This window comes from Rhodospirillaceae bacterium (genome assembly GCA_016712715.1).
Lineage (GTDB): Bacteria > Pseudomonadota > Alphaproteobacteria > Dongiales > Dongiaceae > Dongia.
In genome coordinates, this window is the sequence record JADJQM010000003.1 from 831,582 (window position 1) to 845,386 (window position 13,805).

Annotated in this window: 10 protein-coding genes and 1 pseudogene; 5 read left to right on the forward strand and 6 right to left on the reverse strand. The window is 63.2% G+C overall.

The features are described 5' to 3' along the window. Nucleotides 1-13: 13 nt before the first annotated feature. From IPK59_21605 to IPK59_21625, 5 genes are read right to left on the reverse strand one after another with little or no spacing between them, the layout of a single operon-like run. Nucleotides 14-835 (reverse strand): N-formylglutamate amidohydrolase, encoded by an 822-nt coding sequence (locus IPK59_21605; GenBank protein MBK8161233.1) that lies wholly within the window; start codon nucleotides 833-835, stop codon nucleotides 14-16. A 14-nt stretch (nucleotides 836-849) separates the two neighbouring features. Further along, nucleotides 850-1,737, reverse strand: coding sequence for a branched-chain amino acid ABC transporter permease (locus IPK59_21610; protein MBK8161234.1), 888 nt, complete (start codon nucleotides 1,735-1,737; stop codon nucleotides 850-852). A gap of 1 nt (nucleotide 1,738) precedes the next feature. Then, nucleotides 1,739-2,446 carry an ABC transporter ATP-binding protein gene (locus tag IPK59_21615; protein MBK8161235.1) on the reverse strand — a complete coding sequence of 236 codons (708 nt, stop codon included), beginning with the start codon at nucleotides 2,444-2,446 and terminating at the stop codon, nucleotides 1,739-1,741. 32 nt (nucleotides 2,447-2,478) lie between these two features. Then, nucleotides 2,479-3,642: an ABC transporter substrate-binding protein gene (locus IPK59_21620; protein ID MBK8161236.1), complete on the reverse strand. Its 1,164-nt coding sequence runs from the start codon at nucleotides 3,640-3,642 to the stop codon at nucleotides 2,479-2,481. Next, complete coding sequence (locus tag IPK59_21625; protein MBK8161237.1) at nucleotides 3,639-5,471, reverse strand: branched-chain amino acid ABC transporter ATP-binding protein/permease; 1,833 nt, start codon at nucleotides 5,469-5,471, stop codon at nucleotides 3,639-3,641. The genes IPK59_21620 and IPK59_21625 overlap by 4 nt, the downstream gene beginning before the upstream one ends. Nucleotides 5,472-5,695: 224 nt before the next feature. Here IPK59_21625 and IPK59_21630 point away from each other — a divergent pair, with 224 nt between their 5' ends. The 4 genes and pseudogenes from IPK59_21630 to IPK59_21645 all read left to right on the forward strand — a co-directional run bounded on the left by IPK59_21630 (nucleotide 5,696) and on the right by IPK59_21645 (nucleotide 12,306). Further along, on the forward strand, nucleotides 5,696-6,583 hold the full coding sequence (locus IPK59_21630) for a MurR/RpiR family transcriptional regulator (protein MBK8161238.1): 888 nt from the start codon (nucleotides 5,696-5,698) through the stop codon (nucleotides 6,581-6,583). A 32-nt stretch (nucleotides 6,584-6,615) separates the two neighbouring features. Next, nucleotides 6,616-7,899: pseudogene (locus tag IPK59_21635) on the forward strand (glutamine synthetase). Nucleotides 7,900-7,919: 20 nt separating this feature from the next. Beyond that, nucleotides 7,920-9,233: an aspartate aminotransferase family protein gene (locus IPK59_21640; protein MBK8161239.1), complete on the forward strand. Its 1,314-nt coding sequence runs from the start codon at nucleotides 7,920-7,922 to the stop codon at nucleotides 9,231-9,233. 28 nt (nucleotides 9,234-9,261) lie between these two features. Continuing rightward, nucleotides 9,262-12,306, forward strand: a complete 3,045-nt coding sequence (locus tag IPK59_21645; GenBank protein MBK8161240.1) for an aminotransferase class III-fold pyridoxal phosphate-dependent enzyme — start codon at nucleotides 9,262-9,264, stop codon at nucleotides 12,304-12,306. A gap of 34 nt (nucleotides 12,307-12,340) precedes the next feature. Here the strand turns inward: IPK59_21645 and IPK59_21650 are convergent, their stop codons facing one another. Then, nucleotides 12,341-13,099, reverse strand: a complete 759-nt coding sequence (locus tag IPK59_21650) for a DUF861 domain-containing protein (GenBank protein MBK8161241.1) — start codon at nucleotides 13,097-13,099, stop codon at nucleotides 12,341-12,343. A 282-nt stretch (nucleotides 13,100-13,381) separates the two neighbouring features. On the opposite strand from IPK59_21650, the gene IPK59_21655 reads away from it, so the two are divergent. Then, nucleotides 13,382-13,771, forward strand: a complete 390-nt coding sequence (locus IPK59_21655; GenBank protein ID MBK8161242.1) for a GFA family protein — start codon at nucleotides 13,382-13,384, stop codon at nucleotides 13,769-13,771. Nucleotides 13,772-13,805: the final 34 nt, after the last annotated feature.

Genomic DNA, 13,805 nt, shown 5'->3' on the forward strand with positions numbered 1-13,805 from the left:
GAGGTGGTCTTGGTCATGGCTTTGATCCTTTGCGAGGCAGCGACTCTTTGGCAAGGCGGTCGATCTCCGGCTTCAACCGGTCGATGAGGGCAATCAAACGTTCCGACCACGTGCCAATGGCGGTCGGGGTCGCCAGCGTGTCCTGGCGAATCTCCACCAGTACATGCGGCAGACCACGACGCTCACCATGCTGTGGAATGGTCTGGTCACTGTCATCCTCGACCGCATAAGGGAGATTGTCGCCGACGACAAGGCCGGGTACGTCGATATTGTCCAGCAGCAGGCCAGCGAGACGCCGGTCACGGTGGTAGGCGAAATCGACATGCCAGGGCCGCTCTTCGCCGGGGTAATCCGGTGTGAAGCTGTGGATGGCAAAGAGCGCGGTCGGCACATCTCGTGCCGCCCTGCTGTCGAGCAGTTCGCTGATCGCATCATGATAAGGGTGAAAAAAAGCATCCTGCCGTTGCTTCTGGGCGGCCGCAGACAGTTCGGTATTTGCAGCGATCGCGATTCCGGCACTGGTGCGGGGAATTGAGCCGTCGCTCACCAGCGGCCTGTTGCAATCGATCACCAGGCGCGAATAGCCGGTCAGCACCAAAGGTGCTGCAAAGGCCGAAGCGAGGCTGCGGGCGAGTTGTGCTGCACCAATATCCCAGCCGATATGAGCCTCGATCTCCACACGCGACAGCCCAAGGTCATGTAACGCGTGCGGAATGCGGTGACTGGCATGGTCACAGACGAACAACAGCGTCGCATCGCTGTCGCGATTGACGATTTCGACGGCCGGCGGTTCGTCGGCTCTAAGCAGGGGCGGCAGGTTCGTATGATGCAGCATGATGTCGGTTCTGGTTACGGGCGCACGCTGTGGGCGGTGCCGAAAAGTCCCTGCGGACGGTAGAGCAGCACCAAGACGACGAGGCTCAAGGCGATGGCGTCGCGAAACGGCTGTACCGATTCCGGCAACACGGCCTGGAGGCCGATTTCGATGGCGCCGAGGAAGAAGCCACCGATGACAGCACCTGTTAGGTTGCCGATACCGCCCAGGATCGCCGCGATGAAGGCTTTGAGCACCGGCAGGAAGCCCATCAGCGGATCGACCGAGCCGCGCTGGGCGATCCATAACAAGCCGGATACGCCGGCAAGCAGGCCCGAAATCGCAAACGCCGCCAGGATCACGCGATTGGCACGCAAGCCCATGAGGCGCGTGGTCGGGAAATCGACCGCCGCCGCTCGAATGGCGATGCCAAGCATGGTGCGCTTCAGGAACAGCGTCAGCAATCCCACCATGGCGAAGGTCGCGAAAATCGACAGGCTCTGAATGACCCCGATATGGAACGGGCCCACATTGAAGGCACCGGTAAGAGCCGCCGGGATCGGCACTGGCCGCGGTCGTGCCGAGATAAAATTCTGGAACAGCATCTGCAGGATGCCACTCACCGCAAAGCTGGTGATAAGGAGCGAAGTCGGACTGGCGCCTCGCAAGGGACGAAAGGCGATGCGCTCCATCAGGGCCGCCGACGCCATCGCGACGAGAAGGGCGAGGGGGATGATCAGGATCGGCGGCACCGCGCTGATGATACTGAAAAACACGGTGTAGCCGGCGATGGTGAGGATCTCGCCATGGGCGAAGTTGATCATGCCGAGCACGCTGAACACGACGGCCAGGCCCAGCGCCAACAGGGCATAGGTGCCACCGAGGCTCAGGGCATTGACGCATTGCTGGATCAGCGTTTCCATATCAGGCGTGCCCCAAATAGGCTTTCTGGACGTCGGGTGAGGTCTTCAGTTCGGCGGCACTCCCCGCGAGGACAACCGTGCCGCCGCTCACTACATAGCCGCGGTCGGCGATGTCGAGGGCCTGGTGCACATCCTGCTCCACAAGCAGGATGGTGAGCCCCATCTGCCGCAACCGGCCGATGAGGTCGAAGATCATCTCGACCACGATCGGCGCCAGTCCCAGTGAGGGTTCATCGAGCAGCAATAAGCGTGGCTTCGACATCAACGAGCGGGCGATGGCGAGTTGCTGTTGCTCGCCGCCCGATAATGTGCCGGCCAATTGCTTGCGCCTTGTGGCGAGGATGGGGAACAGCTCCATCATCTGGTCCCACAGCTGCGAGGTGTCGCCGCTGTTCTTCTGCGTCGCTGCACCGATGCGGAGATTCTCTTCGACCGTGAGGGGCGCGAAGATGCGCCGCCCCTCCGGTGTCAAGGTGAGGCCCCGGCGAACGATCCGTTCGGTGTTTTCGCCGGTCACAGCGACACCATCGAACCGCACCCGCCCCTGCTGGATCGGCAGCAGGCCGACCATGGCCTGCAGGCTCGTCGACTTGCCGGCACCATTGGCACCCAGCATCGTGACGATCTCGCCGCTTTCGACAGTCAGGCTGACGTCACGGACCGCTTTGATCGGTCCGTAACTGACTGCCAGACCCTCGATTTCCAACAGGGGCATGCGCGTAGACCTCAGAGTTCTTGGCCTTAGAGCTTAGGCGCCGGGATGAGCGCTGCGTCAGGCGCTTCCTGCAGCACCAACTCGCGGCCGCCCTTCACCACCTTGATGAGCGAGACCTGGCGCAACGGCACGCCGTCGGTCCCCTTGTAGGTGATGGTGCTGGTGGCACCCTGGACATTCTCCAGCTCGCGCACGGCCTCCCAGACCTTAACTCGGTCAACCGAATCCGCCTTCAGCACGGCGGCCTCCAGCACCTTGATAAGGTCGTAGCCAATGGCGATGTAGATCGTATCCGGATCGGCGCCGGTCGCGGCCTTGTACTTGTTGTTGAAGGCCTCGAGCGGGCTGCCCGGGGCAGCGAAGCCCGCGGTGGAGAAGACGACGCCCTCGGCCACGTCACCCAGCGCAAAGGTCGTCGGCGAATCGATGCCGTCGGAGCCGATCACCGGCGCCGTGATGCCGGCCGCGCGCAGCTGCTTGATGAAGGCCGGGAAATCCGGCTCATAGGCCGCTGTCATGATGACGTCGGGGGCTGGCGACAGGGACTTCACCTTGGTCACCTGGGCGCTGAAATCCTGCTGACCCATGCTGTAGTTGTCCTCGCCCACCACCTTGCCGCCGAGCTTCTCGAACACGGTCTTGAAGTAAAGCGGCAGCTGGGTATAGGCGGTGTCCGGTGAGATCAGGATGTAGGCATTTTTGTAGCCGCTATCGATCGCGTATTTGGCCGAGACCGTGGCCTGGACATTGTCACCGGGGAAGTTGGTGAACATGTGATCGCCCACCGCCAGCGGCAGGTTTGGCGACGACGCGCAAGTCGAGAACGCCGCGACGCCGGCGGCTTGCGCCATCTGACCGGCGCCAATCGACGGATCGGCATCACAGGGTGTGACCAGGACCGCTGCGCCGTCGTCAATCAGTTCCTGTGCCGCGATCGAGGTCTGCGCCGGATCGGAGCGCGAATCCTTGAGACGCAGATCGATCTTGTACTTGCCGCCAATGCCGCCGGCCGCATTGATTTCGTCGATGGCGAGCTGCATGCCCTTTTGCGCGGGCACATCGGCATAGGCGAGACCGCCGGTCAGGCTGATGGCGGCACCCACCACCAGATCCTCGGCGGCTGCCTGTTGCGGGGCAAGTGTGGCGAGGCTCAGGACCCCGGCCAGGGCGTAGATGGGAACAAGTTTCATGACACGCTCCTCTCTGTGGTGGTGATGTTGGAATGGTCGACAACGGGTTTGTGGTTGCGGCCGATATAGGCTTCGATCACAACCGGGTCATTCTGGACATCGGCCGGCAGGCCGGTCGCAATCATCTGGCCTTTGTTGAGCACGACAATGCGGTCGCACAGCCGCATGACCAGGTCGAGATGATGCTCGACCAGCAGCAGGCCGAGCCCGTATTTGTCGCGGATCTGGCGCAGCAGGCCCATCAGAGCCTGGGTCTCGGCGGAGTTCATCCCGGCGGCGGGCTCATCCAGCATCAGATAGCGCGGCTTGGTGGCGAGTGCCCGCGCGATCTCGACCCGGCGCTGTTCGCCATAGGCCAGCGCCCCAGCCCGGCGGTCGGCAAGATGCGCCACACCCAGCTCGGTCAGGGCCGCCATCGCCTCAGCACGAATGTCATCGCCGCGCCCACTCGCGGAAACGGCGACCTCGATATTCTCAAGGACCGTCATCTCCTTGAAGAGGCGGATGTTCTGGAACGAGCGACCGAGGCCGAGGCGCGCGATGCGGTGCGCCGGTAGGCCCTGCACAGCGATTCCGTCCAGCGTCACCGTGCCGCTGGTGGGCGGCACAGCGCCGGAGATCGCATTGAGCATCGTGGTCTTGCCGGACCCGTTTGGCCCGATCAGGCCGACGATCTCGCCCGGACGGAGGTCAAGGCTGACTTGGTCGAGCGCTTTCAACCCAGCAAAATTTTTGGAAACGGCGCTGACCTGAAGCAACCCGTCCTTGGTACTGGCGACAAAGGATGTCGCCGCCGGCTTCACTGCCGCAACCAGCCTGTCCTTGAACCAGTGATCCACTTCGGCCAAGCCCAACATGCCGCCTGGCCGCCTGTACATGACGAAAAGAATGCCAAGGCCAAGCGCCAGCTGCGTGAGACCGAAGATCTGCGGCAGGCCTAGCGCCGGCAGGATCGGCCCCTCTTCCAGCCGCCGCGCCAATTCCATGACGATGGTGACTAGGGCCGTGCCGGCGACAGCACCCGACACCGAGCCGATGCCGCCGATGATGAGCATGGCGAGGATGCTGAAAGTGTCGACGAAGAAAAACTTCTTGGGGCTGAAGGCGCCCAGAAAATGGGCAATCATGGCGCCGGCCACCGCCATCATCATGGCGGACAGAACCCAGGCTACCAGTCGCCGACGCGAGATGTTGACGCCCATTGCTTGTGCGGCGAGTTCATCCTCCCGCGCCGCCCGCACTTCGAGTCCGGCTGGCATGTCGCGGAACACGCGGGCGACCAGGATGGCTGCCGCCACCCAGAACAGCAGCGACGGCAAGGTCACCAATCGGTCGACGCCAAAAAAAGTCTGGCTGCCGCGGGTGAAATCCTTGGCGCCGTTGAGGACGCTGTGCACGATCACCAGAAAGGCCAAGGTCGCGATCGAGGCCGCGGAACCTGTGAGGCGTGAAATCGGCACGCCGGCCACCAGCGCAAAGAGGCCAACCACGACGATGCTGACCAGGCAGGCCTCGTTGAGGCTCATCTGCGCCTGCATCAGGAAATCCGGCAAATTGGGCAACGTCATCGCCTTTTTGGCCGGCGCCATGGTGAGGATCGAGGTGAGATAAGCGCCGATCCCCATGAATCCGACATGGCCGAAGCTCATGATCCCGGAATTGCCGGAATAGAGGCCGTTCGCGACAACGGCGATGAGATTGATGAGGAATATGATGACAATGCGCTGCTCGGACGCGCCGAACAGATGGCCCGACGCCAGCGTCAGCAGCGCCACGGGCAGGATCAGCAGCAGCGATCCGGCGACAGCCGGCCGCGCACGACTTGGCAAGGCGAAATCCACGATCTGTTTGATCGCCGGTCTCCCGATTCTAACTTGGTGATCGTCTTTGGCGTCCCTGCGCGGCCTCTCCGGGTCGCTGTTCAATAATAGTAGGTATTTCGTTCTTGCTGTCAATCGTCGTTTCTGTAGTATTCACTACGTCACGTGGCGGGGAGGCGAAAACGGCCAAGTCAGCATCACATCCGGTCACCATCGAGCAACGCGTCCGCGCATTGCTGCCGCAACTGACGCCCGGCGAAAAGCGCGCGGCACGTGCTGTGCTGGCGGCCTATCCCATCGCGGCCCTTGGCACGATCGCCGAACTGACCACCCGCGCCGACGCCTCGGCACCCACCATCCTGCGCCTCACGGCAAAGCTCGGCTTCGACGGCTATTCGCATTTCCAGCGGGCGGTGCGCGAAGAAGTGCAGGAAAAGATGCAGTCCCCGCTGACACTCATGGACAGCGCGCCACGCGTGCCCAATGCCAAACGCGGCTTCTTTGGCGCCTTTATCGACGACATCATTGCAGCACTGCAGCGCACGCAGCGCTTGCTCGACAATGATGTGCTGGAAAGCGCCATCGCGACGCTCGCCGACCCGACCAAGCGGATCTATGCACTGGGTGGCCGCTCCAGCCATGTGCTCTCGAAACATCTTGTCTTCCATCTCCATCAGTTGCGCCCGGCCGTACAGGAAATCACGGCGGGTTCGGTGCCGATTTATCACCAATCAGCGGATATGAATCGCGCCGCCGTGATCGTCGTGTTCGATTTCCGCCGCTATGAGCGCCAGACCATCGAATTCTGCCAGCAGGCAGCGAAACAGGGGGCCAGGATCATCCTGGTGACCGATCCCTGGCTGTCGCCGGTGGCCGAAATCGCCCATTGGGTGCTGCCGGTCGAGGTCGATGTCCCGTCGCCCTTCGACAGTTCCTTGGCGGCCATGGCGGTGGTCGAGGCGATGCTGGCCGGCACCCTCGCGCGCCTCGGGATCGCCGCGCGCCAACGGATGGAACGGCTGGAACAGGTCGCCGGCGTTGATAAGGTAATCGGCGGGACCGAGACTACAGCGCCGGAATCGGCGCAGAAGAAAACCCAGGCGCGGAGAAAATCGCGGTGAGCCAATCCTCTGACCTAGCCATCTTCCTGACCAACGACCTCACCGGCATCAGCCGCGGCCGCGCCTTTCCGGCAGCCGATCTCAAGGACCGCATGCGCGCTGGCGTGGGCTGGGTCCCGGCCAACCTCGCCCTCACACCCTTCGGCGTGATCGGCGCCAACCCCTTCGGGCCGTTGGGTGATCTGCGCCTGCAGCCTGACCCCGACAGCGCTGGTTTCCAGATGACCGGTATCAACGGTGAGCCGGATCTTCACGCCTTCCTGTGCGACATCGTCGAAACCGACGGCTCGCCCTGGGGTGGCTGCGGACGCGGCTTCGCCAAGAAGGCGCTCTCTGATCTCGCCGCTGAATTCGGCCTGACGGTGAAGGCTTCCTTTGAACATGAATTCTTCCTGCTCGGCGACAATGAGATCGGCGATGCCGCCTTCACGCTCCAGGACTTCCGCAGCCAGCAGGGCTTCCTGGGTTCGGTCATCGCGGCACTGACCAGGGCCGGCGTCGATCCGGAGATGATCCTGCGCGAGTATGGCCCCAAGCAGTTCGAAGTCACCATGAAGCCAGCGCGCGGGTTGTTGGCTGCCGACCGCGCCGTGATCCTGCGCGAGATCACGCGTGATATTGCGCGCCAGTTCCGGCAGCGAGCTTGCTTCTCCCCTATCATCGATCCGCTCTCGGTCGGCAGCGGCGTGCATGTGCATTTCAGCCTGGAGACCCTGGACGGCAAGCCGATTACCCATGATCCGACGCAACCCGGCGGCATCAGTGCCCAGGTAGGCAGTTTTGTGGCCGGTGTGCTGAAGCACATGCCGGCCCTTTGTGCTTTGACGGCACCCAGCACCATTTCCTATCTGCGCCTGACGCCGCATCGCTGGAGTGCCGGCTACAACTGCTTCGGCTACCGCAATCGCGAGGCGGGTGTCCGCATCTGCCCGGTCGACGACACGCCAGGCCATGACATTGCCAAGCAGGTGCATCTTGAATTCCGCGCCAGCGATGCCACTGCCAGCCCCTTTATGGTGCTGGGTGCTCTGGTTCGCGCCGGTATCGAAGGCTTGCGCGGCAAGGCAAAGGCGCCGCCGCTGGCCGAGGGCGATCCTGCCGATCTCTCCGCCGCGCAATTGGCTGCCATGAACATCCGCCGCTTGCCAGACTCCCTCCCCATGGCCTTGCAGGAGTTGGACAAGGACACAGTCGTCTCCTCCTGGCTGCCGGTGCCGCTCATGCAAGGTTACCGTGCGCTGAAGCATGCCGAAATGGAGAAGACCGCGGGCCTCGATGCGCATAAGCAATGTGACCTCTATGCCGGATATTACTAGCAATGCCCCCTCTCGATAACATGGGCCTGATCGCGCGCGATGCCGGCGCCATCGCCGGCATCGAGAAACTGCGCTTCGGCCCCTTCGCGCTCAGATCCGGCGAGGGCAACCAGCTCATCGCCGAAGATGGTCGCAGGCTCATCGACTTCTCTGCCTCCTGGGGGGCAGCGAGCCTTGGCCATGGCCATCCGGCCTTGGTCGATGCTGTCACCCGAACGGTCAGGAACATGCCGGGAGCGAGCATCCTCTCCACCGTGCATGAACCCGCCGTGGCGCTGGCCGAGAAGCTGCTGGCACTGACGCCCGGGAAGGATGATCGCCGCGTCTGGTTCGGCCATTCCGGATCTGATGCCAACGAAACCATCATCCGTGCGGTCGAGGCGGCTACGGGCAGGAAGCGCGTCATCGCCTTCATCGGCGCCTATCATGGCGGCACGGCGCTCTCGATGTCGGTCTCCGGCCACACCGCACAGGCCCATGCCGCACCACGCCCAGGCCTTTTCCTGCTGCCCTATCCGAACATCTACCGTCCGCATTTCCCGGGTGCCGTAGGCGAGGTGGCGCTGGCACAGCTCGACTATCTCCTGGCCACCGTCTGCCCGCCCCATGACACGGCGGCCATCATCATCGAGGCGATCCAGGCCGATGGCGGCCTGCTGGTCCCACCACCCGGATTCCTCGCGGCCATCGCCGAACGCGCCAGGCGACATGGCATCCTGCTGGTCTGCGACGAGGTGAAGGTGGGCCTTGGCCGCACCGGCCTGATGCATGCGTTCGAGGCCGACGGCATCACGCCGGACCTCATCAGCTTCGGCAAGGGCCTGGGCGGCGGCCTGCCGCTCTCCGCCGTGGTGGGGCCAGCCAGCATCCTCGACCGTCAAACAGCCTTCGCCATGCAGACGTTGTGCGGCAATCCGATCAGCTGTGCTGCCGGTCTCGCTGTCCTCGATACCATTGCCAATGAGAACCTCGTCGCCAATGCGGCCGCGCGCGGTCGACAGCTCGATGCCGGCCTCCGCAAACTCGCCGAGAAGCACACGCTCATCGGCGATGTGCGCGGGCGGGGTCTCGCTATCGGCGTCGAACTGGTGAGCGACCTTACGACCAAGGAACCCGCCGCCAAGGCCTGCCAGAAGACTGTCTTCCGCTGCTTCGAGCTCGGTCTCTTGGTCTTCTATGTCGGCATGAAATCGAACGTCCTTGAACTGACACCGCCTCTGACCCTGACCGAAGGCGAGGCTGCGGGCGGCCTGGCGATTCTCGACCAGGCCCTTGACGATGTCGCAGCTGGTCGCGTACCCGATGCTGCCCTTGCCGATTACGCTGGCTGGTAACCACCCTCACCCGAAGTTGAAAGAAGCCATGTCCGTCCTCACCGCCCTGCCACCGACCTTCACCATGGAGAAGGTGGAAGCCATCGTCCGTGACCTCTATGGGATCGGGGGCACTTTCACGCCGCTCGACAGTGAGCGCGATCAGAATTTTCGGTTGAAGGAGGCGACGGGGCAAAGCTGGGTGGTGAAGATTGCCAACCAAGCCGAGGATCTGCAAGCCCTCGATTTCCAGGCGGGCCTGCTGCGCCATGTCGCAGAGATCGATCCGACTCTTCCCTTGCCGCATCTCAAGATGACTCTGGGTGGCGAGATTCTCGGTCGCTGCCAGGGTGCGGACGGCCGGTCGCATTTCGTCCGCGTCGTCAACTATCTGCCCGGCAAACCCTTCGCCAAGGGGCACAAATCGCCACCCTTGTTTGCAAGCTTCGGCGACGTTCTCGGCCGCCTGACGCGGGCTCTCCAGGGCTTCGGCCATCCGGGCGCCGCGCGCGTGTTCGACTGGGACGTGGCCCAGGCCGGCCGGTCGCGACTGCGCGTCTCCTTCATAGATGATCCGCAGCAACGTGAGATCGTGGAGTACTTTCTTGGCCGTTTCGACCGCATCGTGGCACCGGCCCTGCGACGTTGCCGCGCCCAGGTCATCCACGGCGACGCCAACGATTACAACGTGCTCGTCGACGAGGCGACTGGCGAGCGCATCGCCGGCGTCATCGATTTCGGCGATGCCATCCACTCACCGCTCATCAACGAACTGGCCGTGGCCGCCGCCTATGCGATCATGGACCGGGAGGCACCGATCGACGATGCGGGCGTCATTGCAGCCGCCTTCCACAAGGTCAACCCGCTGCTGGCCAGCGAGCTCGACCTCCTCTTCGACCTTATTGCGCTTCGCCTCGTCATCAGCGTCACCATGTCCGCCTCGCGCCGCGACCGGGTAAAGGATAACGAATATCTCAGCATCAGCGAGGCGCCGGCCTGGAACCTGCTGAAGCGCCTGCGCGCCATGGACCCGCTGATCGCGACCGGCATTCTGCGCCAGGCCTGCGGCTTCGAGGCCGCCCCCGGCGCCCGCGCCCTCATCGCCTGGCTTGCCGACAACCGGCGCAGTTTTGCGCCCGTGCTGGACCATGCGCCGGCCTTGCAGGCCAAGGGACTGGTACCCTTCGGCGACAAGCAGCATCGAATTGCCATCGCCTCGGCCGCACGCCAACCGGATGAAGCTGAAAAACTCTGGCTGGAGATGGCGGCCAAGAATGGCGTCGACCTCGGCATCGGCCCCTGGGGCGAGGATCGGCCGGTCTATACCGCAGATGCCTTTGCCTCGACGCTCGTCACCGGCCAGCGCCGGTCGCTGCACCTGGGTCTCGATCTGTTTCTGGCGGCGGGCGCCAATGTGCGCACACCCATCGCCGGCCGCGTGGTCGACGTCTATGCCTCCGACCTGCCGCTCGATTACGGCCATGCCATCCTGCTCGAACATGCGCCGACACCGGACCTCACCTTCTACAGCCTGTGGGGCCATCTCTCCGCCGCCACGGCGAAGACGCGCAAGGTCGGCGAAGAGTTGAAAGCCGGGGACGTTGTCGGCCAGCTCGGCACAAATCAGGAAAATGGCGGCTGGCAGCCTCATGTGCATCTGCAGTTGATCAGTTATCGCCCGCAAGGTGCCGCCGACGTGATCGGTGCCGGCGAGCCCGGCTACCGCGCCGTTTGGGCGGAACTCTTCCCCGATGCCATGCATTTCGCGGGCCTGCCGCCGGAGACCTTCACCCATGCCGGTCGCACCTCCGACGACTTGCTGAAAGTGCGCAAGGAAAAGCTCATCCGCAACCTCTCCATCTCCTACAAGACACCGATGAAAATGGTGCGTGGCGAGGGCGTCTATCTCATCGACGATCATGGTCGCGCCTATCTCGACTGCTACAACAATGTGGCCCATCTCGGGCACGCCAACCCCGAAATCGTGGCGGTACTAGCGCGCCAGGCCGCCATCCTCAACACTAATACGCGGTATCTCCACGACAACATCATTGCCTATGCCGAGAAGCTGACCGCGACACTGCCGAGGAATCTCACCGTCGCCGCCTTCGTGTGCAGCGGCAGCGAAGCCAACGATCTTGCCTTGCGCATGGCGCGCAATCATACCCAGGCACAGGGCGTGGTGGCGCTGGATTGGGCCTATCATGGCCATGCCACCTCGCTGATTGAGGTCAGTCCCTACAAGTACAAGCGCAAGGGCGGCAAAGGTCGCCCCGCCAGCACCGGCGAAGCGATGCTGCCCGATGCCTATCGCGCCCCCGCCGATTGGCCGAAGTCAGAGATCGCACAGCGCTACGCGGTGTCGGTGACGGCCGCGGTGGCACAACTCGCTGAAGGTGGCCACAAGCCGGCAGCCTTCATCGCCGAGTCACTACCTAGTTCCGCCGGCCAGATCGTGCTGCCGGAAGGCTACCTGCCCGCAGCCTACGCCGCCGCGCGTGCTGCCGGCGCCGTGGTGATCGCCGACGAAGTGCAGATCGGCTTTGGCCGCGTCGGCTCTCATATGTGGGCGTTCGAAGCGGAAGGTGCCACGCCCGACATCGTCACCATGGGCAAGCCGATCGGCAATGGCCATCCGATGGCGGCCCTCGTCACCACCCGCGAAATCGCCGACAGCTTCTATAACGGCATGGAATACTTCAATACCTTCGGCGGCAATCCGGTTTCCTGCGCAATCGGCCTGAAGGTGCTGGAGATTCTGGAGCGTGACAGTCTCCGCGCCAATGCGCTTTATCTCGGCAACGATCTTCTCAAGCGCATGGGCAAGCTGATGGACAAGCACGATCGCATCGGCGATGTGCGCGGTCGTGGCCTGATGCTGGGCATCGAACTGGTCGAAGACCGCAGGACCAAGACGCCCGCCACCGCCTATGCCGGCCGCATTGTCGAGAAATGCCGCCAGCTCGGCGTTCTCCTCGGCACCGACGGTCCCCATGACAATGTCATCAAGATGCGGCCTGCCATGGTGTTCACCGCAGCACATGCGGATCTGCTGATGCATGTGCTGGAGACGGCCTTTGCCGAGGTGGAATGAATTGGGGCGGCGCTGTTGTGGCGCCGCCCTCCCCTCACCCCTTCGGGATCATGATGCAATAGTATTTCTTCACATACTCGGTGCTGTGCCATTCGACATTGGCGCCCATCGGTACGAAGAAGGTGTCGCCGGCCTTGAAGGTCTGCTGCCAGCCATCCGGATCGGACAAGGTCACCGATCCCTCCAATAGATGCATCAACTCATGGCGCGGGAATGGCATCGCCTTGCGGCGATAGGGTGTCGAATCCCACACACCCATGGTCCATTGCTGGCTCGCATCCTCGAACCAGTTGCGCCCGCTCTGCTCGGGGCTCGCGCTCAGCAGCATGTCGGCCGCCGGTGACGCGGTCTTCGTGCGCGGCAAGGACGCGTCGATCTTCAGGATCTGTTGCGCGCTGCCCTTGGCCGGGTCGACGCCGGAAGCATCATCGAAAATCACGTAGTACTTCTTGATATAGCCGCTCTGCCGCCATTGGCAGACCAGCCCCTTGGGGATGACGAAGCTTTCACCGGCGGAGATTGTCGTCTCGCGCCCATTGCCCTCGACCATCGTGACCGCGCCTTCCAGAACGATCATGAATTCGTTGACCGGATAGGGCCCCATTTTGGTCGTGAAGGCTGTGCAGTCCCAGACACCCGCCGTGAGGCCGATCTTCGGATCATGGAAATACTCGATGCCCCGCTGGACCGGCTTGCCGCTCTCAAGATCGCTTGCCGGAATCTCGCTCATCGGCGCGAGGCCCTCGTTGTTGACGCCGTTTTCGGCGAATTTGGTCACTCGTTGGATCGTCACGTCCCGCTCCCCTAGCCAGTTCGGCAGGCATTTGACGTGGGAAGAGGCCGGTGGGTCAACCCCACATCGTCGAGGGAGAAACGTTCAACGCGGCCAGCTTTCGCCACCTGGCTGTCGCTTTGCGCCCACTCCGCCCTGCCGTCGATGACACGTTCGATTTCTTGCCCACACGGATGGTCAAGTGGACGTGCGATTCCTGACGCCGGAGACGTACGATACGCTTTGAGATCGGCGCGGGCATCACTTAGCCTCGTCATCATTCACTTGAACGAGGAGTACGGGATGGCGGCAAGACAGAAACTTTACTCCGGCGGCTGCCTTTGCGGGGCAGTGCGGTTCGAGGCCAGTGGCCCCGCCGCCAAGCCGCACACCTGTTCCTGCAAGATGTGCCAGCGTCATTCCGGCGCGCTCACCACGGCCTGGGTTGAATTTCCACGCGCTGCCGTGCGGTGGGTTGGGCCTAGTGGCGCGCCCGCGCAATTCCGCTCGTCTGACTATTCGAGCCGCGCCTTCTGCCCGGCCTGCGGGAGTTCGCTGGGTGCAATTGACGATGCACCGGTGATTGCCTTGCTGCTCGGCGTTTTCGATGCCCCGAACCGCGAGGAACTGAGGCCGACAGCACATTCTTTTCGTGGCGGGCGGCCGAAATGGTGGCATGTCGAAACCGCCTAGGGATCTCTGCGCGAATGCGTGAATTGGGTCGGCA

Bases quoted from the DNA above. Each gene is read 5' to 3' on its own strand.
- IPK59_21645 (MBK8161240.1), top strand. From the start codon at position 9,262: ATGTCCGTCCTCACCGCCCTGCCACCGACCTTCACCATGGAGAAGGTG.
- IPK59_21620 (MBK8161236.1), bottom strand. From the start codon at position 3,642: ATGAAACTTGTTCCCATCTACGCCCTGGCCGGGGTCCTGAGCCTCGCC.
- IPK59_21655 (MBK8161242.1), top strand. From the start codon at position 13,382: ATGGCGGCAAGACAGAAACTTTACTCCGGCGGCTGCCTTTGCGGGGCA.
- IPK59_21640 (MBK8161239.1), top strand. From the start codon at position 7,920: ATGGGCCTGATCGCGCGCGATGCCGGCGCCATCGCCGGCATCGAGAAA.
- IPK59_21605 (MBK8161233.1), bottom strand. From the start codon at position 835: ATGCTGCATCATACGAACCTGCCGCCCCTGCTTAGAGCCGACGAACCG.
- IPK59_21610 (MBK8161234.1), bottom strand. From the start codon at position 1,737: ATGGAAACGCTGATCCAGCAATGCGTCAATGCCCTGAGCCTCGGTGGC.